Below are 22,333 nucleotides of genomic sequence, written 5' to 3' on the forward strand. Positions count from 1 at the left end.
GCGACGGGTGGGTTTGAGGCGAGGGTTGTCGTTACTTACGAACCGCGATGCATGGCTTCACTGCACCGCACGCCCTGTTGGCTTCGCCCTGCGACGCGAACGGGCCGACCTGAAGCCGGGTGATCGCCCCCGCCTTCACATAATAGGGCTGGCGACCGGGGAAGCGGCTGCCGACCCTTGCCCACAAGCTGCGCGCGTTGCCCGCATCGCCGAACGCGCCCAGCTGTACGCGCCAGCCGCCGTCGCGGATCGCGGGTTGGGGGGCAGGTTGCGTCGCGGGTTTGGCTGGCGTTGGGACGGGATTGGCGGCTGCGGTGGCGACCGGCGCGGTGGGCTGCGGCGTCGTCCGAGGCGCAGGCGTTTCGTTGATCGCGATCAGCGACGGCTGGGCCTTGCCGCTTTCATATTGGCGGGCCAGCGCCACGCCCTTTTGCTTGTCGGCGACCGAAATATATTGATCCATCTGGGTCAGCGTCTTCGACGCCTGGGGCAGGCCCGACGACGCCGCGCGGCTGACCAAAGCATAGGCGCGGACCCAGTCCTTTGCGACGGCATCGCCGTTGAAGAACATCGTCCCCAACACGAACTGCGCCCGCGGTTCGCCGCGGATGGCGGACTTGTCGAGCCATTCGGCGGCCTCGACCTTCTTGCCCAGCTCGAACAGCGCGAGGCCGTAATTGTCGCCTGCCTGGACATGGCCCTGTTTGGCGGCGCGGGCGTAGAGGTCGGCGGCGCGCATCAGGTCGATCGGTACGCCGCGCCCCAGCTTGTACGCTTGCGCCAGATTGAACTGGGCATCGGCATCGCCGCGTTCGGCCGGGCCTTTCCACTGGCCGACGGCGCGGTCGTACTCACCCTTAGACCAGGCATCGACGCCTGCCTTCACCTCGACGGCGTCCTGCGCAAAAGCGGGGGTGGCAAGGATCAGGGCAAGCGCAGCAAGTGCCGCCGGGCGCTGATGGGTCATGTGGTTCATCCCTCTATCGGACGCGTAAAGCCATAAGGACCGATTAACCATGCGATTGCAAAGAAATGATTAGCGCCGCGGGCAATGCGTCCGAAATGGATAGGGATCGGGCGATTTACCATTTCTTATGAACCCGCGTGTCATTCGTCCTTTCGAGAGAACCATGAATTCGGGGGATCAATGCGCGTTCTGGCGATGGCATCACAGAAGGGTGGTTCGGGAAAGACCACGCTTTCAGGGCATCTGGCCGTACAGGCACAGCGCGCAGGCGCTGGACCCGTCGTCCTGATCGACATCGATCCGCAAGGGTCGCTGGCAGATTGGTGGAACGAGCGGGAGGCTGATTATCCGGCCTTCGCCCAGACAACGGTCGCGCGGCTTGCCGCGGACCTCGAGGTGTTGCGCCAACAGGGCTTCCGCCTGGCGGTGCTCGACACGCCACCTGCCATCACCATGGCGATCCAGAGTGTGATCGCGGTGTCGGAACTGATCGTTGTGCCCACGCGGCCCAGCCCACACGATCTGCGCGCTGTCGGCGCCACGGTCGATCTGTGCGAACGTGCAGGCAAGCCGCTGATCTTCGTGGTCAATGGCGCGACGCCCAAGGCAAAAATCACCAGCGAAGCCGCGGTCGCGCTGTCGCAGCACGGCACGGTCGCTCCGGTAACGCTTCACCACCGCACCGATTTCGCCGCGTCGATGATCGACGGGCGCACGGTGATGGAGGTCGATCCCAATGGCAAATCGGCGGCGGAAGTCACCGCGCTATGGGGTTATATCTCCGACCGGCTGGAAAAGAATTTCCGCCGTACCGTGTTCGCGGCACCCGCCGCGATGACCGGTTACGCCAGCGTCCGTCCCGCCGGTGGCTTCGGCCGCCGCGTGGTGAGCTGAGGGAGGCCGCGACATGAGCATCATGGGTAACGCCAAACCGTTCGCTTCGCTCTCCTCCGGCCTGTTGGCGCGCAAGGGGCAGGCGAAACCGGCCATGCGGCCGCAGGGGTTTCTGGGGATGTCGCCGGTTCCGACCGACGATCTTGGCTGGAACGACATGGGGTATGACGCGGGCTATGACGGCCATCCGCCGATGGAAGCGGTCGCCGCTCCCGTTCAGGCAGAAGTCCCGCAAGTCGTCCGCCAGCGCGAAATGCTGGGCGAGCGCTTTCCCGCCGAGCCGGTCGAGGAAGCGCCCGTCGCCGCAGCCACCATGCCCGAATCAGTCGTCGAGCCCGCCTTCGAGCCGATCGTGGAAGTCGCGGCACCGGTCGCTGTGCGCCCGGTCAGCGATGGCACGCTGAAGCGTCTGGGGCGCGAAACCAAGGCGAAGAAGGGTGCGAAAGCCGCGTTCACGCTTCGCCTCGACACCGAACGCCATCTGCGCCTGCGCCTGGCGTCGGCGGTAACCAATCGTTCGGCGCAGAACATCGTGTCCGACGCGCTCGATGCGTATCTGGGCGAACTCACCGAACTGGACGGACTGGTCGAACGCGTACCGGGCCGCCGGGTTCGCTGAATACGAATTGAGGAAAAGAACATGGCTAGCCGCACCATCCTGATCGCCGGTCTTTCGACGCTCGCCATGTGCGGGGTCGCCATCGGTGGCTTCACCAGCGTTTCCGCAATTGCCAATTCGGCCGAAGAATCGGCGATGACCAAGCGGGCGGAAAAGGCGGCGGCGGATGCGCGCAAGGCGCTGGCCAAGGGACAGGCGGAACGCGCGATCGGTCATGCCGAAGATGCGGTGCTGGCGATGCCGGGTGTGGCCGAACATCGCGTGCTGCTGGGCAAATCCTATCTGGCCGCGGGGCGCTTCTTGTCGGCAGGCCAAGCGTTCGACGATGCATTGACGATCGATCCGGTCAATGGCGGTGCGGCGCTGAACCTTTCGCTGGCCAAGACCGCGCTGGGCGACTGGGCAGGCGCGCGGCGCACGCTCGACAAGTTCGAAACCGTGATTGCGCCGGGCGACCGTGGGCTGGCACTTGCGCTGGCGGGCGATCCCGACGGTGCCGTCCAGCTTTTGGGCGCAGTCGCACGCGAAGAAAATGCGACGCCGACGGTGCGCCAGAATCTGGCGCTTGCGCTGGCGCTGTCCGACCGCTGGCAGGAAGCGCGCGCGGTCGCGGCGATCGATCTGTCGCCCGCCGATGTCGATCAGCGCATCATGCAATGGGCGGCCTTTTCGCGGCCCAGCGCGGCATCCGATCAGGTCGCGTCGTTGTTGGGCGTCAAGGCGGTCGAGGATGTCGGTCAGCCGGTACAACTTGCGTTGAAGGGCAGTGCGCCGCAAATGGCCGAAGCCGCACCCGCGCCCGAGCAACCCAATTTCATGGACATGACGATTGAAGCGCCGGTCGCGGTGGCCGAAACGGCTCCCTTCATGGCCGAGCCCGACGTTCCGGCACCGGTGGCGGTCGCGGTCGCCCAGGCAGAGGCACCCGTGCCGGCCGCAGCGGGCAACCCGGTCTTCGCGGTGGCGCGGATCATGTTCGCCGAGCGGCAAGAAATCGTCCAGGCGCTGCCCGCCAATTACCGCGAGCGCGCGGCGTCGCCGGTTCGTGTGGCGGCAAAACCGGTCGTTCCGACCCGCGCGGTCGAACGCGATTTCGACGGCGGCGATTATTATGTTCAGCTTGGTGCCTATGACAGCGCCGGTGTCGCGCAGGATGCCTGGGGCCGGATGAGCCGCCGCGTATCGGCGCTCGGCAAGCTGCGCCCGCAAACGGCGCAGGCCAACGTCGGTGGCGTCGAATATCACCGGCTCGCCGTCGGCGGCCTCGCCCGCAGCGATGCCAACGCGCTGTGCCGTCAGGTCCAGGCCAGCGGCACGCGCTGTTTCGTAAGGACGCATGCGGGCGACCGGGTGGCAAGCTGGGCACGCGGCGTTCAGGTCGCCTCCCGGTAGATCGAGCCGCGACCTCGGCTGAGCGCTTCGTTCAGCCGATGGTTATGCCCACCACGCGCCAGCCGCCGCCTTCGCGGTCCAGCGTGATGGTTTCGACCGCTTCTGCCTTGTTGGCGAAGCTGGTTCGGAATTTGACCACCTCATATCCACGCGGCGGGGCGGGCAGGTTTTCCTGACTGACGAATGTGCGCGAGATCACCGCGCCGAGCGGTACGCGCACCTTTTCGGAAACCGTGGCCCAGACCTCCGCGGTGTTCAACTCGCGGAACGCGATACCCGTTGCCTGGTAGCTTTCATCCCATTGCCCCTGGTCCACCAAGGTCAGAAACCGACGCGCTGCATCCACGACTTCGGAGTTCGGCTGGGTGTCGGAGACGGGGGATACCACGGGGGGCGCAGTGCCGGTCTGAGGCAATGCGGCCAGCGCCAGCAGTCCTAGAATCAGCGTCATGAGAAGCACTCCGATAAGCATATGGGGATGGCGAGACGCCCATCCTGCGCCGCCGATCGGCGCGCTCCCCTCATTCCCCTTGGCCGAGGTTACGTCTGCCCCGATTTCCGTGTCCCCGAATGAATCGGGGTTCGGCGAGCCCGGATTTTCGCCCTCGACCTCGAGCAGCAGGCGGGCGGCTTGGCGGCTGCTCGACACCGCCATCTTGCGTCGCGCATCACGCAGGCGTTCGTTGATCGTGTGAACCGATAGACCCAGGCTGCGCGCCGTCGATTTTGCATCGTGGCCGCGGACGATCAGACGAAGCGTCTGCTTCTCCTTTTCGGTCAGCGCCAGGATGGCCTCGTTCATCGGCATGCTCATATCCGACTTGGCCTTATGTCCGGGGCATCGTCGCAGCTACCCCGAAAAATTCGTATCCTCAACGCGCCGGGCACCAGGAAGTAAAGCGGCCCAGCGATTAGCGCTGCAACACGCCGCCCTTCATCAAATGCGTGACCTTGCCCTGTACGGGCAACCCGTCAAACGGCGTGTTCGCGGCCAAGCCGGGAAGCGTGTCGCCGTCGATCTTCCACGGCGCACCCATATCGACGATCATAAGGTCGGCAGGCGCACTCACCGCGAGCGTGCCATAGTCCAGCCTCAGCAACTTTGCCGGATTGGCCGACAGCATCGCCATCAGCCGCTCGATCGACACCAGTTCGTCGCGCACCAGCCCCAGCGACAGCGCGAGCATTGTCGCCGCCCCCGCCGCACCGGGCAGCGAATCGGCGAAAGGCAGGCGCTTTTCTTCCGGCCCGCGTGGATCGTGCGAGGATGCGATGACGTCGATCGTGCCGTCGGCGACGCCTGCACGCGTCGCTTGCCGATCGCTTTCCGAACGAAGCGGCGGCGACAGATGGGCGAAGGTGCGGAAGTCGCTCATCGCGATGTCCGAGAGATAGAGGTGCGCGGGCGTTGTTCCGCAGGTGACGCGCACGCCGCGCGCCTTCGCCTTGCGGATCAGGTCGATCGATTGCGCGGTCGAGACGATGCGGAAATGGATCGCGGCTTGCGTGTCTTCCGCCAGCATCAGGTCGCGGGCCACGGCCAGTGCTTCGGCGACCGGGGGAGCCGCCGGCAAGCCGAGCCGGGTCGCGGCCTCTCCTGCGGTCGCGACCGCGCCCGCCGTCAGTCCGCAATCTTCGGCATGGGCGATGACCGTCAGGTTCAGGTCGCGGGCATAGGCCAGCACCTTGCGCATCACCGCCGAGTTCGCGATTCGGCCCCGCCCTGTAGAGACGGCGCGCGCGCCTGCGTCCTTCAAAATTGCCATTTCGGCTAAGTCGATGCCCGCCAGTCCGCGCGTCGCCGCCGCGATCGGATGGATCCACAGATCGGGCTTGCCCATCGCCGCGGCACGCTGGACGATGCCGGGATCGTCCAGCACCGGCGACTGATCGGGCATCAGGCCCAATCGCACGATACCGCCCGCCCGGCATGCCGCCGCATCCGGTTTGAAGACGCCGAGGTCGAGGATCGCAGGCGCGACGACATGGCCGCGCGCATCGATCGTCTTCGTATCGGCGGGGGCTTCGACGTCACCGATCGCGGCGATCCTGCCATCCTCGATCAGCAGCGACCCTTGCGACACGCCGTTCGCCGGACACACCAGCCGCGCGTTGGTGAGGAGCGCTTTCATGCCCAGCCCTCCACGCCGCGCTCGGCGCGCGTCAGCACGTCGAGGCACGCCATCCGCACTGCGACGCCATTGGCGACCTGTTCGTTGATCGCCGATCGACCCGGCATGTCGGCGACCTCGGAGGTGATTTCGATCCCGCGGTTCATCGGCCCCGGATGCATGACCAGCGCGTCGGGCTTGGCACGCTTCAACCGCTCGGCGGTCAGCCCGTAACGGAGGTGATATTCGCGCGTGGAGGGGATGAACGCCCCCGTCATGCGTTCATTCTGAAGTCGCAACATCATCACGACATCGGCACCCTCAAGCGCGGCATCGAAATCTGAAAACGCCTCGACCCCCATGCGGTCGGTGCCCTCGGGCATCAGCGTCGCAGGTGCGACGACGCGCACCTCGGCGGCAAGCGCAGTCAGCGCCAAGATGTTCGACCGCGCGACCCGGCTGTGCATCAGGTCGCCGCAGATCACCACGCGCTGCCCCGCAATGCTCCCTCGACGGCGACGGATCGTCAGCGCGTCGAGCAACGCTTGCGTCGGATGCTCGTGCCAGCCATCGCCCGCGTTCAGCACCGGGCAGTCCACCTTGTCCGCGATCAATTGCACCGCGCCCGACGATCCGTGGCGGATGACGATCACATCGGCGCGCATCGCGTTCAGCGTCATCGCCGTGTCGATCAGCGTCTCACCCTTCTTCACGCTCGATTGCGCGGCGTGCATGTTGACGACGTCGGCGCCTAGCCGCTTGCCCGCAATCTCGAAGCTCAGCAGCGTGCGCGTCGAGTTCTCGAAGAACGCGTTGATCTGGGTAAGCCCGTCCAGCCGGTGATCGCTGGGGCGCCGTTCGCGCATCGGTTCGATCCAGCGCTCCGCTTCGTCGAGCAGGAACATGATCTGATGCGGTTCGAGTCCCGAGATGCCGGTCAGATGCCGGTGCGGAAACGCCGCGCGGCCGGGAAGCTGCGCTGCGGGGCTGTGATCGGATGCTTGCATTAAAGTCGCGGCCTAAACCGGGTGGGGGCGGGTGGCAAGCGGTGTCCGCTCATCCCGCGCACAGCGCATCGATCGCGGCTTGCAGGATGTGGGCGGCGGCCATGTTGTCGATCTTCTCCGCGCGTTTCGCCCGGCTCATATCCTGTTCGATCATCACACGTTCGACCGCGACCGTCGACCAGCGTTCGTCCCACAACAGGATTGGCAGGCCCAGATCATCGACATTGCGCGCGAACGCCCGGGTTGACTGCGTGCGGGGTGAATCGCTGCCGTCCATGTTGAGGGGCAGGCCGATGACCAATCCCTTGACGCTTTGGGCGGCGATCAGCGCCTGGATCGCCACCTTGTCCTTCGTAAATTTGGTGCGCCGGATCAGTTCGGCAGGCGAAGCGAATGCCCAGCCTGCATCGCACAGTGCGGTCCCGATCGTTTTCGTCCCGACATCCAGCCCCAGCAACCGCCCGCCACCCGGCAATATCTCGCGATAGTCGATGGCGCTGGCGGTAATCATCGCGCGCCGAAGGCAGCCACGCGGCGGGCGACATCGGCACGGATGTTCGACCAGAACAGGCTATAGTCATAGACGTGGTAATTATTGCCCGGCAGCACGTATGGCCCCATTTCCGGCCCCTCACCGATCAGCAGCAATCCGCGATTGTCGCAGCGCGCGGGCGCAAGGCCGGGGACGATCTCGGCGCTGGTCAGGTCGTCGGACGGCTTCTGACCGCCCAGATTGGCCTCGGCAGGCGCGGCATCGTCGGCGCGACCGGTCAGCGGGTTCGTGCAAATCAATTGCGTATTGGCGCGCGGGGTACCCGCATAGCCCGTGGTGCCATCGAAATTCTCGTAGATCAGCGACGGGTCGGCGGGCTCGCCGAAGCTTTGCCACGACGCGATGCAGTTCGCCTGATCCTCGGTCCGGCACTCGGCCAGTCCCAGCGCGGGCAGGTCGGCGGTCTCCGACACCGGCCAACCGACAACATAGGCGGCGACCACGCGTTCGGCGAGCGGGGTGTTGGCAACCCGCTCGGCCAGCAACCGCGTCAGGTGCAGCCCGCCCTGGCTATGTCCGGCGAGCACGATCGGCCGGTCGCCGACTTCCTCCAGAAACTGGTCGAATGCGGCGGACACGTCGCGATAAGCTAGGGCGAGCGCCTGATTGGCGCTTTCCTCGCTGGTCAGGAATGCGCCGAAGGTCGCCTGGCGATAGCGCGGTGCCCAGACCGCACCGACGCCGTTGAAGGCGGACGCCTGCCCGCGCAGGAACAGCGACGCGCGACCATTGGTCTCGGCGTCGTCGAGCGCCGCGTTCCAGCGCTCCTTGCCCAGATAGGAGGTCGGATGGATGAAAAAGGTCGCAACTTCTCCGTCCGCCACCGGTGCGACGCCAGGCGGTGCCCAAAGCGCCGGATTGTTGCCCAGATCGGGGCGCGCCAGCCACATCTTGGGGTCGGCATAGGCATTCTGCGCCATTGCCGGTTCGGGCGTGAATTCGGTCGTCGGCACGAACGCGACCCGGCTCAACTCGGTGCTGAACATGCGCAGCGCGAACAGGGCAGCGATGGCCAGCACGATCAATATGGCGATGATGTAGAGAAACTTGCGGGCCAACAGGCGCTCCGGTGAACTGAAACGGGGAGGGGAAGTGTCGGGTCTTAGCCGTGCAAGACCGCTTTGCGAACCCTTGCGCGAATAGGATTGCAGGGAAAGGCCACGCTCTGCTAGCCGCAGGCGCATGTCCGTCGATATCCAAACCGTCAAGAAAGTGGCGAGCCTGGCCCGCATCGCGATCAGCGATGACGATGCCCAGCGCCTGGCCCCCGAACTCAGCAACATCCTCGGCTGGATCGAGCAATTAGGGGAGGTCGATACCTCGTCTGTGCAACCGATGACCGCCGTCATTCCCAACACGCTGCGGCTGCGCGACGATGTCGTGACCGATGGCGGCGTGCGTGACGATGTGCTCGCCAATGCCCCCCAGGCCGAACACGGCTTTTTCGCCGTGCCCAAGGTGATCGAATAATGACCGACCTGACCGATCTCGGCATCGCCGCCATTCGCGATGGCGTGCGCGAAGGCAGTTTCTCCGCACGCGAAGTCGCCGACGCGTTCATCGTCAAGGTAGCGGCCGCCAAGGAACTCAACGCGTTTCTGGTGGAAACGCCGGACCACGCACTGGCTGCGGCAAAGGCGGCGGACGCAGCACGCGCGGCGGGCGAGACGCTGAAGCCGCTGGCGGGCGTCCCCATCGGCATGAAGGATCTGTTCTGTACCAAGGGCGTGCAGACCACCGCGGCGAGCCACATCCTCGAAGGCTTCACGCCCACTTATGAGTCCACCGTCTCGCAGAATCTGTGGGATGCGGGCGCGGGGATGTTGGGCAAGCTCAACATGGACCAGTTCGCGATGGGTTCGTCGAACGAGACGAGCGCGTTCGGCAACGTGATTTCGCCCTGGCGGCGCAGCGATGGCGGCAACGCACCGCTCGCGCCCGGCGGGTCGTCGGGCGGGTCGTCGGCGGCGGTCGCCGCGCGGCTTTGCCCAGGGGCCACCGGCACCGACACCGGCGGTTCGATCCGTCAGCCCGCGGCATTTGTCGGCATCTCCGGCATCAAGCCGACCTATGGCCGCTGCTCGCGCTGGGGGACGGTAGCGTTCGCATCGTCGCTCGATCAGGCCGGGCCGATGGCACGCGACGTGCGCGACTGTGCGATCATGCTCGAGGCGATGGCCGGATTCGATCCCAAGGACGGCACTTCGCTTCAACTCGACGTTCCCAACTGGGAAGCCGCGCTCAACCCCAGTCTGGCGGGCAAGAAGATCGGTATCCCCAAGGAGTACCGCGTCGACAACATGCCCGCCGAGATTGACGCCCTGTGGCAGCAGGGCATCGAATGGATGCGCGACGCAGGTGCCGAAATCGTCGAGGTTTCGCTGCCCCACACCAAATATGCGCTGCCCGCCTATTATATCATCGCGCCCGCCGAGGCTTCGTCGAACCTGGCGCGCTATGACGGCGTGCGGTTCGGCCAGCGCGAATTGCCCGAAGGCGCGAACCTTCAGGACATGTACGCCGCCACCCGCGCCGCGGGATTCGGGCCGGAGGTAAAGCGCCGCATCCTGATCGGCACCTATGTGCTGTCGGCGGGCTTTTACGACGCCTATTTCACCCAGGCATCGAAGGTCCGCACCCTGATCGCGCAGGATTTCGACAAGGCTTGGGAGCAATGTGATTACCTGCTGACCCCGACCGCACCGTCGGCGGCGTTCGCGCTTGGCGAGAAATCGGCCGATCCGCTGGCAATGTATTTGAACGACGTCTTCACCGTGCCTTCGTCTCTGGCGGGCCTCCCCGCGATGAGCGTGCCCGGCGGGCTCGACAAACAGGGCCTGCCGCTTGGCTTGCAGGTGATCGGCAAGGCGCTGGACGAACAGGGCGTGTTGAACGCGAGCCTCGCGCTCGAACAGCGCGCCGGGTTCGTGGCGAGGCCCGAGGCGTGGTGGTGAGCGAGATGACGATGACCGATTCCACATACCGCATCCAGGGCGCGACCGGCGAATGGGAGGTCGTGATCGGCCTCGAAGTCCATGCGCAGATTACCTCAAAGGCCAAGCTGTTCTCCGGCGCCTCGACCGAATTCGGCGCGGAGCCGAACAGCCAGGTCAGCCTCGTCGACGCGGCGATGCCGGGGATGCTGCCCGTGCCGAACCGCGAATGCGTGCGGCAGGCCGTACGCACCGGCATGGCGATCGACGCGCAGATCAACAAATGGTCGCGGTTCGATCGGAAGAATTATTTCTACGCCGATTTGCCGCAGGGCTATCAGATCAGCCAGCTCTATCACCCGATCGTCGGCGAAGGCGTGATCACCGTCACGCTCGACGAAAAGGATCCTAACTCCGCGACCAAGGAAATCGGCGTCGAGCGCATCCATATCGAACAGGATGCGGGCAAGCTGATGCACGATCAGCATCCGACGCGCTCCTATGTCGATCTCAACCGTTCGGGCGTCGCGCTGATGGAAATCGTCAGCCGCCCCGACATGCGCTCGCCACAGGAAGCGGGCGCCTATGTCCGCAAGCTGCGCTCGATCCTGCGCTATGTCGGATCGTGCGACGGCAATATGGAAGAAGGCTCGATGCGCGCCGACGTGAATGTCAGCGTGCGCAAGCCCGGCGACGAATTCGGCACGCGGACCGAAACCAAGAACGTGAACTCGGTCCGTTTCGTGATGGCAGTGATCGAACAGGAAGCCCAGCGTCAGGTCGATGTGCTGGAGGCGGGCGGCAAGATCGTCCAGGAAACGCGGCTCTACGATCCCGATCGCAATGAGACGCGGTCGATGCGGTCGAAGGAAGACGCGCACGACTATCGCTATTTTCCCGATCCTGATCTGTTGCCGCTCGAACTCGACGATGCGTTTCTGGAGGAATGCCGCGCTAGCCTGCCCGAACTGCCGGACGCGAAGCGCGCGCGGTATGAGGGCGAACTGGGGCTGTCGGCCTACAACGCCGCCGTCCTGACTGCCGAGCACGAAACCGCACGCTGGTTCGAGGAACTGGCGGCGGCAGGCGGCGACAAGGTGACGGCGAAGGCCGCGGCCAATTGGCTGCTGTCCGACCTGTTCGGCGCGCTCAACCGGCTGGGCAAGGGTGTCGAGGACTCGCCCGTTTCGCCGAAGCAGGGCGCGGAACTGCTCGCGCTGGTCGCCGACGGGACGATCTCGAACACGCTGGGCAAGCAGGTGTTCGAAATCATGCTCGAGACCGGTCAGGACGCGGGCACCATCGTCGAGGAACGCGGGCTGAAACAGACCAGCGACACCGGCGCGATCGAAGCCGAAATCGCCAAGGTGATGGCCGCCAACGAAGACAAGGTCGCCGAATATCGCGGCGGCAAGGATAAGCTCTTCGGCTTCTTCGTCGGCCAGACGATGAAGGCGATGGCGGGCAAGGCCAATCCCTCGGTTGTGAACGAGCTGCTGAAAAAGGCGCTGGGTTAGGAAGGACTGGTTCACGCAAAGGCGCAAAGGCGCAGAGCATCGTGATAGGGCCGCGTAGCGGCTTCAACTAATCTCACCCTTCGACGTCGCGGATAGGGAATGAAAGCCGCTACGCGGCAATTTCCTCCTCTGCGCTCTCTGGGCCTCTGCGCGAGACAAATTCCCTCCTTTTCGCGCCTTCGTGCCTTTGCGTGAACCCTCTTACTTCCTCACAGCGCCCGCAAGGCCTGAGCAGGGCGCACCGACATCAGCGGGATCGACCCCGCCAAACTAATCCCCAGCGTCAACGCCGCGCCCCCCAGCAGCGTCGCCAGCACCACGCCCCAATCGGGCGACCAGCCGAAATCGAACACCTGGACGATCACGAACCACGCTGCGGTCATGCCCAGCGCCAGGCTGACCAGCGCCAGCACGCTCGCAAGCAGCGCATATTCGACCGCCTGCGCCCCCAGCACCTGCCACCGCGTCGCGCCCAGCGTCTTCAGGATCACGCTGTCGTAACTCCGCGCCGCCCGCGACGCTGCAATCGCGCCGATCAGCACCGCGATGCCCGCAAGAATCGCGATCGATGCCGCCGCGACGATCGCCCCCGACATCTGGCCCAGCAACCCGCTCACCTGTTCGATCACCTCGCCCACCGCGATCAGAGTCGCATTGGGGAACGCGCCCAGCACTGCGCGCGAAACCGCTGAGTCGTTCGCTGGGTCCATGCTGATCGTCGCGGTCAGACTGTGCGGTGCTGCGACCAGCGTGTTGGGCGAGAACACCATGATATAGTTGAAGCCCATCGTGTCCCAATTGACCTGACGCAGCGACGCGATCCGAGCAGGGATCTCGCGTCCCAAGATGCTGACGGTCATGGTGTCGCCGATGCCGACGCCCAGCGTTTCCGCCGCTTCCTGATCGAGCGAGACGAGCGGTGGGCCGTCATAATCCGCGGCCCACCATTCACCCGCGGTCAGGTCGCTGCCCTCGGGCAGGACGTCGGAATAGGTCACGCCGCGCTCGCCGCGAAGGAACCAAGCGCCCTCTGGCAGTTCCTCCAGATCGGCGACCCGCGTGTCACCATAGGCAGTGATCGTACCGCGCAGCGAGGGGACGACGTTCAACTCCGCCTCGGGTGCCTCGGCGGTTACGATCTCGCGAAACCGGTCCTGTTCGGCGACGGGAATGTCGAGCACGAACTGGTTGGGTGCCTTGGCCGGAACCGTCCGCGCGATTTCGGCATTCAGGCTGGTCTGGATCGCCGCCAACGTGACGAACAGCGTCAGCGCCAAGCCGAGTGCGACCACCAACGGCGCAGTCTGCGCGCCGGGCCGGTGGAGATTGGTGATGGCGAGCCGCCACAACGGACTCTTGGGTCGCGGCACCCGGCGCGACAACACCCGCACGCCCCAGCCGATCGCGAATAACAGGCCGAGCACGGCGGCAGTCGCCCCCAGCACGGCGGCGGAGAATAACGGCTCGCGCGCGGTGACCAGCGCCAGTGCGACCACGCCCGCGCCCGCCAAGGCAACCAATCCGATCGTCCGGCGATCATAGCGCCCGCGCGTCTCGACCGCTCCGCGAAACAGCGCAGCAGCCGGTTCAGTTCGCGCACGCGCCAGCGGGGGCAGGGTGAAGATCAACGCGATCAGCAAGCCATAGATCGCGCTGGTGAGCAGCGGCAGCGGGTGCAGGCTGAATCCCGGCTGGATCGGCAGCACGTCGCGCGCGGCGGCGACGAGCAGCGGCGGGATCAGCGCCCCCACTGTCAGCCCAACGATGATGGCAAGCGCCGCCACCGCGCCGATCTGCGCCATATAGATGCGCTGGATGTCGCGGCTGCTCGCCCCCAGCACCTTCAACGTCGCGATGCTGTTGCGCTTGGCGGTCAGATAGGACGACACCCCGTTCGACACGCCGATCCCGGCGATGATGAGCGCGGTCAGCCCGATTAGTGTCAGGAACTGGCCCATGCGTTCGAAGAAGCGGTTGGCCCCCGGCGCGGCGCGGTCGCGGTCCTTATATTCATAGGTCTGCTCGGCGAACCGTTCCTCCATCGCTTCGCGCACTTCCGACGCGTCGGTGGTGGCGGGCAGGCGGATGCGGTATTTCGCCTGATACAGGCTGCCCGGCTGAATGAGGTCAGTGCGCCGCAGGCCCTCTACCGAGGTGATCGCAACGGGGCCGAGCGTGAAGCCTTCGCCCACCCGGTCGGGCTCGTCGACGATGAGATCGGCGATGCGGAAGGTCGCATTACCATAGCGCAACCGGTCGCCGATCCCGACCTGCAACCGATCCGCCAGAGACTGGCCGATGACCAGGGCGTCGGCGGGAAGACCACCCTCGACGCGCCCGCCAGTGACGGTCAGCGCACCGTATAGCGGATAGGCACCGTCCACGCCCTTGAGCTCGGTCAGCACTGCGTCCGGTCCGCCATCGCTTGCGGGCACGACGCGGTTGGCCATTGCTCGCATCCGCAGGGTTTCAGACAATGTGCCGTATTCACGAAGTTGGGCGAGATCGGACACGGGGATTTCGCGTTGCGAGGTCTCGACCTCGATATCGCCGCCCAGGATCATTTGCCCGCGATCGGCAAGTTCGCCGGTGATTGCCGAGGTTAGGCTGCCGATTGCGGCGAGCGTGGCGACGCCGAGGAACAGGCAGAGGAAGAGGAGGCGGAGGCCGCGGAAACGGCCCGACAGGTCGCGGCGCGCGATTTTCCACACGGCGCTCCAGCCCAAACTTCCGTTCGTTTCGAGCGAAGTCGAGAAACGCTCGCGGGCGCTCGGGTCACGTTTCTCGACTTCGCTCGAAACGAACGGGGTTTGTGAGGCGAGGGATGAGTTTGGCGTGCCCGAATCCGAACTCACGGACGCCGCTCCGACACAATATTTCCGTCACGCATCTCCACGATCCGGTCGCAGCGTTCGGCCAGTCCCGGATCATGCGTAATCATCACCAGCGTCGCGTCGCTCGCTGCCCGCCGGTCGAATAGCAATTCGATGATCGCGGACCCCGTGGAGGCATCGAGATTGCCCGTCGGCTCGTCTGCAAAGAGAATCGCCGGGCGCGGCGCGACCGCACGGGCAATGGCGACGCGCTGCTGCTCGCCGCCCGACAATTGGCTGGGATAATGGTCGATCCGGTGACCAAGGCCGACGGCCTCCAGCTCGGCGCGCGCGCGATCGAACGCATCGGGGACGCCATCCAGTTCCATCGGCACCGCGACATTTTCAAGCGCGGTCATGGTGGGCAGCAAGTGGAACGACTGAAGCACGATGCCGACCCGGCCACGCCGCGCGCGGGCCAGGCCGTCTTCGTCCAGCTTCCCCTGATCGACGCCCGCGACCAGTATCTCGCCGCCCGACGCGCGTTCCAGCCCCGACAGCACCGCCATCAGCGAAGACTTGCCCGATCCCGAAGCGCCCAGGATCGCCAGGCTCTCGCCTTGCCCCACATCCAGATCGACTCCGCGCAGGATTTCCACCCGCGCGGCTTTCGCGCCCAGCGAAAGGGTGACATTGCGCGCCTTGATCGCGATAGTCGCGCCACTAGTCATATCGTGCATCGGGAAGGATCGCTCCGTTGGATTATCTTCGTCTTGCGGGCATCGCGCTCGCGCTCCAGCTTGCGGCCTGTTCGGACGCGCCGGATACTCTGAACGCGAACGAAGCTGTCCCCACGCCTGCCGCAGCGCACAATGTGGGGGCAGATGCGCAAAATGCCAAGCTGGTCGTGGCTTTCGGCGACAGTTTATATGCCGGATATCAGTTGCCCCAGGATCAGGGTTTTGCACCCGAACTGCAACGCGCGTTGGCGGCAAGCGGTGTCAACGCCGATGTACGCAATGCGGGCGTGTCGGGGGATACGACCGCAGCCGGCCTCGCGCGGCTGAACTTCACGCTCGACGGCTACGACCGCAAGCCCGATCTGGTGGTGCTGGGGCTGGGCGGCAACGACATGCTGCGCGGGCTGAGCCCGGCGGAAACCCGCAAGAACATGGTCGCGATCCTCGACGAACTGCGTCGCCGCGAAATTCCCGCCGTGTTGACCGGCATGATCGCATCGCCGAATATGGGTGCGGACTTCGCGCGCGATTTCAACGCGATCTTCCCCGAATTGTCGGCGGAATATGATGCGCCGCTCTATCCGTTCTTCCTCGACGGGGTGATTACCGATTCGTCGCTGATGCTGCCTGATGGCATTCATCCGAACGAAGCCGGTGTCGATGCGGTGGTGGGCAAGGTCGCGCCGGTGGTGGCGGGGGCGCTGAGGGAGCAAGGATGAGGCTTAGCCAAATCGTCACCCCGGCCGGAGTGCCGGGGTCCACTCAATGGCAACCGCAGCGCTCAAAGTTAGATCCCACTCAAGCGGCTTAGTGGACCCCGGCACTCCGGCCGGGGTGACGGCGTTTTGAGCAAGGCAAAGAAACAATCGCATAGCGCTCCATTGCATCCGCGCAGTTTTCGGTTAAGGCGCACCGCATGTCCACTCGCCCGCTCACGCTCTATGAAAAAATCTGGGCCGATCATGTCGTTGGACGCCAGGGTGACGGCACGTGCCTGATCTATATCGACCGGCATCTGGTGCATGAGGTGACCAGTCCCCAGGCGTTTTCGGGGCTGCGCAGCGCGGGACGATCGGTGCGTCGTCCCGACCTGACGCTCGCGGTCCCCGACCATAATCTGCCGACGACCGCGCGGGTCGATGCGGCGGGCCGGCGTTTGCCGATCACCGACACCGCATCCGCCGACCAACTCGCGGCACTCGAACGCAACACCGCCGAATTCGGCATCGACTATATCGACGCAACTGCCGCCGAACAGGGGATCGTTCATGTCGTCGGCCCCGAACAGGGCTTCACCTTGCCCGGAACCACCCTCGTTTGCGGCGACAGCCATACCTCCGCGCACGGCGCACTTGGCGCGCTCGCCTTCGGCATCGGCACCAGCGAGGTCGAGCATGTGTTGGCGACGCAAACGCTGTTGCTGCGCCAGTCGAAGACGATGGAAATCCGCGTCGACGGTACGCTCGGCTTCGGCGTGTCGGCCAAGGACGTGGTGCTGGCGATCATCGGCAAGATCGGCGCGGCGGGCGGCACCGGGCATGTCATCGAGTTTACCGGCGAGGTGATCCGCGCGCTGTCGATCGAGGGGCGGCTGACGATCAGCAACATGTCGATCGAGGGCGGCGCGCGTGCTGGGCTGATCGCGCCGGACGAGACGACCTATGCCTATCTAAAGGGCCGTCCGATGGCGCCGTCCGGCGACGCATGGGACCGGGCGCTCGCATATTGGCGATCGCTGCCGACCGATGCGGCAGCGACCTATGACGCCGTCGTCAAACTCGACGCGACCGATATCGCGCCATCGCTGACCTGGGGCACCAGCCCCGAAGACGTGGTTCCGATCACAGGTATCGTTCCCGATCCCGACAGCTTCGCGGACGCATCGAAGCGTGTCGCGGCGCGCAAGTCGCTCGATTATATGGGGCTCGAACCCGGCACCCGGATGCAGGATGTCGCGGTGGACAATATCTTCATCGGCAGTTGTACCAACAGCCGGATCGAGGATCTGCGCGCCGCGGCGGAAGTGGTGAAGGGGCGCCATGTCGCGGACGGCGTGCGTCAGGCGCTGATCGTCCCCGGATCGGGCCTCGTCAAACGCCAGGCCGAATCCGAGGGCCTCGACCGCATCTTTACCGAGGCCGGTTTCGAATGGCGCGAACCCGGCTGTTCGATGTGCCTGGCGATGAACCCGGATAAAGTGCCTCCCGGCCAACGATGTGCTTCCACTTCGAATCGGAATTTCGTAGGGAGGCAGGGTCCGGGTGCGCGAACGCACCTCATGTCGCCGGCAATGGCCGCGGCAGCAGCCGTCACGGGGCGGTTGACCGACGTTCGCGAACTGTTGGGGGGTCGAGTATCATGAAGCGCGTAATGTATCTGCTGATTGCCGGCACGTTGTTGACCGGCGCTGCCGCCATTTATTCCACCGGCTCGATGAAGGCCGAAGCGGCCGATAAGCCGGTCCGCGCCGCAAACTAAATCCGCGCGGTTCGCGCCGGGGGGAGTGACAAGATGCAACCCGTCGTCACCGTATCGGGCCGCGCCTATCCGTGGGGCGCGAAGAATGTCGATACCGACATCATCATCCCCGCGCACTGGTTGAAGACGACGACGCGCGAAGGGCTGGCGAAGGGCGCGTTCGAAACGGTGCGCGCGGAACCCGGCAACCTGTTCGACGACCCGACCTACCGGCGCGCGCCCATCCTGATCGCGGGCGAGAATTTCGGCTGCGGGTCGAGCCGCGAGCACGCCGCCTGGGCACTGGCCGATATGGGCGTGGCAGCGGTCATCGCGCCGAGCTTCTCCGACATCTTTTCGGGGAATGCGTTCAAGAACGGCATCGTCCCCGTGGTGCTGCCGCAGGAAGCGGTGGACCGACTGGTCGAAGTCGCGCGCGATCATCCGATCACCGTCGATCTCGATACGATGACGGTCACCACGCCTTTGCAGGACCGGTTTTCCTTCGAGCTCGATCCCTTTCGCCGCGACTGTCTGATGCAGGGGTTGGACGAGATAGGGTTGACCTTGGCCAAGGATACCGCGATTTCGAAATTCGAGGACGGCACGTCGCGTGCGCGTCCATGGATATCGAGGGAGAGCGGAAATGCGCGCATTGCTGTCGAAAGCGCCGGGCGGACCTGAAACTCTAGAATTGGCCGATGCGCCCGATCCGGTGGCGCGCAAGGGCCAGGTGGTGGTCGCGGTGAAGGCCTGTGCGATCAACTATCCCGACGTCCTCATCATCCAGGACAAATACCAGTTCAAACCCGAACGCCCCTTCGCGCCCGGCGGCGAGGTGTCGGGCCTGATCGACAGCGTCGGCGAGGGGGTCGAAGGCTGGGCGGCCGGCGACCGGGTGATCGCGATGACCGGCTGGAACGGCCTGGCGGAGAAGGTCGCGGTCGACGCGGTCAAGCTCCAGCGCCTGCCCGAAGGCCGCAGCTTTGCCGAAGGATCGGCGCTGCTGCTGACCTATGCGACGACGATCCACGCGCTGCTCGATCGGGGCAAGTTGCAGGCCGGGCAAACCCTGCTGGTGCTGGGTGCGGCTGGCGGTGTCGGGCTGGCCGCGATCGAACTCGGCAAGGCCTATGGCGCGCGTGTCGTCGCTGCGGTGTCGAGCGAGGAAAAGGCGGAGGCGGCACGTCAGGCGGGTGCCGACGACACGATCATCTATGGCCGCGCACCGTTCGACAAGGATGCGTCGAAGGCGCTGGCCGAACAGTTCAAGGCTGCGGTTGGGCCGAACGGTGCCGACGTGATCTATGATCCGGTCGGTGGCGACTATGCCGAACCCGCGCTGCGCTCGATAGCGTGGGAGGGGCGCTATCTGGTGGTCGGTTTTCCCGCGGGCATTCCGCGCCTGCCGCTCAACCTGACCTTGCTCAAAAGCTGCGACGTCTGCGGCGTGTTCTGGGGCGCATTCGCTGCGCGCGATCCCAAGGCGAATGCCGCGCATACCGCGACGCTGTTTCGCCTGTGGGAAGAAGGAAAGATCAACCCGCGCGTCACCGAAACCTATGCCTTCGCCGATGGCGGGCAGGCGATCGCCAAGATGGGTGACCGTGGCGCAATCGGGAAGCTGGTGGTGACGGTGGCGGAGTAGCGCACTCCGTCACCCCGGCCGAAGTGCCGGGGTCCACCTAGCCGCTTGCGCAACGAGACGAACTCATTCGCTCCGCTTGCTGCCCGGTGGACCCCGGCACTTCGGCCGGGGTGACGATAGTGGATGTGCTGGTGGCCACGCGCTCCCCGTTGCCAGTGCGCCCCGCCGCCCCTATCTCGGCTGTTCACAGCTTTCAGGAGACGGTGACCGAGATGACGACATTCGATGATCGCGAAAAGGCGTTCGAGGCGAAGTTTGCCCGCGATGAGGAAGTTGCCTTTCGCGTTACCGCGCGCCGCAACCGGCTGGTCGGCCAATGGGCCGCCGCCAAGATGAACCTGACGCCGGAAGAAACCGACGCCTATGCCAAGGCGGTGGTCCAGGCCGATTTCGAGGAAGCGGGTGACGCCGACGTGATGCGCAAGATCGTCGGCGACCTGACGGCGGCAGGCATCGAAACCGACGAAGCCGAAGTCGAAAAGGCGATCGAGGATATGACCGTCGAAGCGCGCCGCCAGATCATCGAGGCGATCTGACCCGATGCCGATGGCAGCGCAAGATATCGAAACGTTGATCAAGACCGGCATCCCCGATGCCGAAGTGGAGATCACCGACCTGGCGGGTGACGGCGACCATTATGCCGCGCGCGTCACATCCGAAAGCTTTCGCGGAATGAGCCGCGTCGCCCAGACCCGCGCGGTTTATGCCGCGCTGGGCGGGCGGATGGGCGGCGAGCTTCACGCGCTGCAACTGACGACTGCGGTTCCGGCCGCCAAGGAGTGACGACTATGACCGACGATCCCCAGGCCCGCATCGACGGGCTCGTCAAATCGAACGATATCGTGCTGTTTATGAAGGGCAGCCCGCTATTTCCGCAATGCGGCTTTTCCAGCCGCGCGATCGCCATCCTCAACCATCTCGGTGCCGAATTCGAAAGCGTCGACGTGTTGCAGGACCAAGGCGTCCGCCAGGGGATCAAGGCCTATTCGGACTGGCCGACGATTCCACAACTCTATGTGAACGGCGAATTCATCGGCGGTTCCGACATCATGATGGAAATGTACGAAAGCGGCGAACTGGCCGAACTGCTGGGTGGCGAAAAGCCCGAGTGATGCCGGTGTCGTCGCACGTGTGAACCGAAACCCCTCGCCTCGCGAGGGAGGGAGCGCAACATGCTGCGACACGCCGATCATCCCTCCACGCCGGGCGGGCATCCGTTGCTGATCTGCGACCTGACGCAAAGCTATAGCCCGCATGGCGGGGGCGGAATCAGCACCTATCTACGTGAAAAACGCGATTATGTGCTGAACCACACACCGCACCATCTGCTTCAGATCGTGCCGGGTCCGGTGGACAAGGTTACGGTAGAGGGCCGCCACATCTTTGCCGAGGTCGGGGCGGACCCGGTGCGCGGCAGTCCGAATTACCGCTTCATTCTGCGCACCGGCGTCGTGCGTAAGCAGCTGGCCGAATATCGCCCCGACATCATCGAATCGCTTTGTCCCTGGGTGCTGCCCTGGACCGCGATTCGCCATCGCAAGGCACATCCGAAAACCGCGCTGGTCGCGGGCTACCGCACCGATTTTCCCAATGCACATGTCTACCGCGTCGGACGCGAAAAGTTCGGCGAGACGGTGGCGCGGGGGTTGCGCTGGCTGATCTATGGCTATGCGGAGATCACCTATCGCGAGTTCGACGGGGTCTATGCCTTGGGCCAGGATGCGCGCGACCGGCTGGGCGAGCGCGGGGTCACGCCTACCGACCTGTTGCCGCTTGGCGTCGATACGGTAATGTTTTCGCCCGACAAGCGTGATCCCGGCTACCGCGCCGAACTCGGATTGCCGGGCGATGGGCCGCTGCTCGTTTATGCGGGGCGGATCGATAACGAGAAGCGTGCCGATCGCCTGATCGGGATGTTCCGCGCGCTGCCGCCCGAACTGGGTGCGGCGATGGTGATGATCGGCGACGGCAAGCTGCGCGCGCCGCTGATGGAACGGGCGCGTGGCTTGCCGATCGCCTTTCCGGGGTTCGAACGCAATCGTGCCTGCCTGGCGCGGTCGCTGGCGTCGTCGGATATCTACGTCTCGGCGATGGCGGACGAGACATTCGGGATTTCCGTGCTGGAGGCCCAGGCGAGCGGACTGCCCGTGGTCGGTGTTGCTGGCGGGGCCATGCCCGACCGGGTCCCCGAGGGGCTGGGGCTGCTTGCCCCCATCGATGACACACAGGGGATGGCACGACACGTCCAAACGATTTGGGAGCAGGGGGCGGGGGCAGTCGGTGAACGCGCCCGCATTGTGGTCGCCGAGCGCTATGGCTGGGATCGCACGTTCAAAACGCTGCTTGAGGAGATCTATCCCAAAGCGCTTGCCCAAGCCGCGCGGCGAAGCGCGTCCGGCATGGAGGCGGTGCGCGACCGCGAAACGACAGCGATGGCCGGGTAGGCGGGCCGACGCGAGAGTCGGAGAAGAGCGTCAGCCCGCCTGGAAGCTTCGAGATGTTCGAGCTGTCCAGAGATAAGCAGACAGCGTGCCAATCGCGACAAAGGCCTAAAATGCCTGAGTTTCTTGGTTAATCCCTTCGGCGACTGCCCTCAAGGTGTAAGCGCCGCCGACACTTTGTAAAATCGTTACGGCCGATGATCGTTCAGCCAGCGTTCAGACCCTTGACTACAGGCGTAAT

22 protein-coding genes are annotated in these 22,333 nt (G+C 65.1%); 14 read left to right on the forward strand and 8 right to left on the reverse strand.

Features of this window, described 5'->3' with window-relative positions; all coding sequences use genetic code 11:
* Nucleotides 1–31: 31 nt before the first annotated feature.
* On the reverse strand, nt 32–967 hold the full coding sequence (locus tag ENHY17A_RS06265; RefSeq protein WP_236547774.1) for an SPOR domain-containing protein: 936 nt from the start codon (nt 965–967) through the stop codon (nt 32–34).
* A 180-nt stretch (nt 968–1,147) separates the two neighbouring features.
* On the opposite strand from ENHY17A_RS06265, the gene ENHY17A_RS06270 reads away from it, so the two are divergent.
* Genes ENHY17A_RS06270 through ENHY17A_RS06280 form a run of 3 tightly spaced genes read left to right on the forward strand, consistent with a single transcriptional unit; the run spans nt 1,148 to nt 3,872 of the window.
* The gene (locus ENHY17A_RS06270) at nt 1,148–1,861 is read left to right on the forward strand and encodes a ParA family protein (protein ID WP_159711101.1); all 714 of its coding nucleotides are present in this window, start codon (nt 1,148–1,150) and stop codon (nt 1,859–1,861) included.
* Between the two features lie 22 nt (nt 1,862–1,883).
* The gene (locus ENHY17A_RS06275) at nt 1,884–2,480 is read left to right on the forward strand and encodes a hypothetical protein (RefSeq protein WP_159714221.1); all 597 of its coding nucleotides are present in this window, start codon (nt 1,884–1,886) and stop codon (nt 2,478–2,480) included.
* A 21-nt stretch (nt 2,481–2,501) separates the two neighbouring features.
* Nucleotides 2,502–3,872 (forward strand): SPOR domain-containing protein, encoded by a 1,371-nt coding sequence (locus tag ENHY17A_RS06280; RefSeq protein ID WP_159711103.1) that lies wholly within the window; start codon nt 2,502–2,504, stop codon nt 3,870–3,872.
* Nucleotides 3,873–3,903: 31 nt separating this feature from the next.
* Here ENHY17A_RS06280 and ENHY17A_RS06285 read toward each other — a convergent pair whose 3' ends face one another.
* The 5 genes from ENHY17A_RS06285 to ENHY17A_RS06305 all read right to left on the reverse strand — a co-directional run bounded on the left by ENHY17A_RS06285 (nt 3,904) and on the right by ENHY17A_RS06305 (nt 8,601).
* Nucleotides 3,904–4,686, reverse strand: coding sequence for a helix-turn-helix domain-containing protein (locus ENHY17A_RS06285; RefSeq protein WP_159711105.1), 783 nt, complete (start codon nt 4,684–4,686; stop codon nt 3,904–3,906).
* Nucleotides 4,687–4,783: 97 nt separating this feature from the next.
* Complete coding sequence (locus tag ENHY17A_RS06290; protein WP_159711107.1) at nt 4,784–6,004, reverse strand: dihydroorotase; 1,221 nt, start codon at nt 6,002–6,004, stop codon at nt 4,784–4,786.
* Complete coding sequence (locus ENHY17A_RS06295) at nt 6,001–6,990, reverse strand: aspartate carbamoyltransferase catalytic subunit (protein WP_159711109.1); 990 nt, start codon at nt 6,988–6,990, stop codon at nt 6,001–6,003. Before ENHY17A_RS06295 ends, ENHY17A_RS06290 begins: the two co-directional genes overlap by 4 nt.
* A 49-nt stretch (nt 6,991–7,039) precedes the next feature.
* Nucleotides 7,040–7,501: a Holliday junction resolvase RuvX gene (gene ruvX / locus ENHY17A_RS06300; RefSeq protein ID WP_159711111.1), complete on the reverse strand. Its 462-nt coding sequence runs from the start codon at nt 7,499–7,501 to the stop codon at nt 7,040–7,042.
* On the reverse strand, nt 7,498–8,601 hold the full coding sequence (locus tag ENHY17A_RS06305) for a DUF3089 domain-containing protein (RefSeq protein ID WP_159711113.1): 1,104 nt from the start codon (nt 8,599–8,601) through the stop codon (nt 7,498–7,500). Before ENHY17A_RS06305 ends, ruvX begins: the two co-directional genes overlap by 4 nt.
* A 124-nt stretch (nt 8,602–8,725) precedes the next feature.
* On the opposite strand from ENHY17A_RS06305, the gene gatC reads away from it, so the two are divergent.
* From gatC to gatB, 3 genes are read left to right on the forward strand one after another with little or no spacing between them, the layout of a single operon-like run.
* Nucleotides 8,726–9,013: an Asp-tRNA(Asn)/Glu-tRNA(Gln) amidotransferase subunit GatC gene (gatC, locus tag ENHY17A_RS06310; RefSeq protein ID WP_159711115.1), complete on the forward strand. Its 288-nt coding sequence runs from the start codon at nt 8,726–8,728 to the stop codon at nt 9,011–9,013.
* Nucleotides 9,013–10,497 carry an Asp-tRNA(Asn)/Glu-tRNA(Gln) amidotransferase subunit GatA gene (gatA, locus tag ENHY17A_RS06315; RefSeq protein WP_159711117.1) on the forward strand — a complete coding sequence of 495 codons (1,485 nt, stop codon included), beginning with the start codon at nt 9,013–9,015 and terminating at the stop codon, nt 10,495–10,497. The genes gatC and gatA overlap by 1 nt, the downstream gene beginning before the upstream one ends.
* 11 nt (nt 10,498–10,508) lie before the next feature.
* A complete protein-coding gene (gene gatB / locus ENHY17A_RS06320) occupies nt 10,509–11,993 on the forward strand; it encodes an Asp-tRNA(Asn)/Glu-tRNA(Gln) amidotransferase subunit GatB (protein WP_159711119.1) in 1,485 nt (494 codons plus the stop codon).
* 209 nt (nt 11,994–12,202) lie between these two features.
* Here the strand turns inward: gatB and ENHY17A_RS06325 are convergent, their stop codons facing one another.
* Together ENHY17A_RS06325 and ENHY17A_RS06330 are read right to left on the reverse strand one after the other, a co-directional pair.
* Nucleotides 12,203–14,704 (reverse strand): ABC transporter permease, encoded by a 2,502-nt coding sequence (locus tag ENHY17A_RS06325; RefSeq protein WP_236547775.1) that lies wholly within the window; start codon nt 14,702–14,704, stop codon nt 12,203–12,205.
* Nucleotides 14,705–14,844: 140 nt separating this feature from the next.
* On the reverse strand, nt 14,845–15,546 hold the full coding sequence (locus ENHY17A_RS06330; protein ID WP_159711123.1) for an ABC transporter ATP-binding protein: 702 nt from the start codon (nt 15,544–15,546) through the stop codon (nt 14,845–14,847).
* Between the two features lie 17 nt (nt 15,547–15,563).
* Here ENHY17A_RS06330 and ENHY17A_RS06335 point away from each other — a divergent pair, with 17 nt between their 5' ends.
* From ENHY17A_RS06335 to ENHY17A_RS06370, 8 genes are all read left to right on the forward strand, one after another.
* Nucleotides 15,564–16,265 carry an arylesterase gene (locus tag ENHY17A_RS06335; protein WP_159711125.1) on the forward strand — a complete coding sequence of 234 codons (702 nt, stop codon included), beginning with the start codon at nt 15,564–15,566 and terminating at the stop codon, nt 16,263–16,265.
* Between the two features lie 197 nt (nt 16,266–16,462).
* On the forward strand, nt 16,463–17,908 hold the full coding sequence (gene leuC, locus ENHY17A_RS06340) for a 3-isopropylmalate dehydratase large subunit (RefSeq protein ID WP_159711127.1): 1,446 nt from the start codon (nt 16,463–16,465) through the stop codon (nt 17,906–17,908).
* Between the two features lie 149 nt (nt 17,909–18,057).
* Entirely contained in the window at nt 18,058–18,687 is a 630-nt protein-coding gene (leuD, locus tag ENHY17A_RS06345) for a 3-isopropylmalate dehydratase small subunit (protein ID WP_159711129.1), read from the forward strand.
* Nucleotides 18,650–19,651: an NADPH:quinone oxidoreductase family protein gene (locus ENHY17A_RS06350; protein ID WP_201296347.1), complete on the forward strand. Its 1,002-nt coding sequence runs from the start codon at nt 18,650–18,652 to the stop codon at nt 19,649–19,651. Before leuD ends, ENHY17A_RS06350 begins: the two co-directional genes overlap by 38 nt.
* Before the next feature lie 212 nt (nt 19,652–19,863).
* Nucleotides 19,864–20,187: a DUF1476 domain-containing protein gene (locus ENHY17A_RS06355; protein WP_159711131.1), complete on the forward strand. Its 324-nt coding sequence runs from the start codon at nt 19,864–19,866 to the stop codon at nt 20,185–20,187.
* A 4-nt stretch (nt 20,188–20,191) separates the two neighbouring features.
* Nucleotides 20,192–20,434 (forward strand): BolA/IbaG family iron-sulfur metabolism protein, encoded by a 243-nt coding sequence (locus ENHY17A_RS06360; protein ID WP_159711133.1) that lies wholly within the window; start codon nt 20,192–20,194, stop codon nt 20,432–20,434.
* 5 nt (nt 20,435–20,439) lie between these two features.
* A complete protein-coding gene (gene grxD, locus ENHY17A_RS06365) occupies nt 20,440–20,763 on the forward strand; it encodes a Grx4 family monothiol glutaredoxin (protein WP_159711135.1) in 324 nt (107 codons plus the stop codon).
* Nucleotides 20,764–20,823: 60 nt separating this feature from the next.
* A complete protein-coding gene (locus tag ENHY17A_RS06370; protein WP_159711137.1) occupies nt 20,824–22,095 on the forward strand; it encodes a glycosyltransferase in 1,272 nt (423 codons plus the stop codon).
* Nucleotides 22,096–22,333: the final 238 nt, after the last annotated feature.

It is taken from the genome of Sphingomonas sp. AX6, from assembly GCF_902506605.1.
Taxonomy (GTDB): Bacteria; Pseudomonadota; Alphaproteobacteria; order Sphingomonadales; family Sphingomonadaceae; genus Sphingomonas.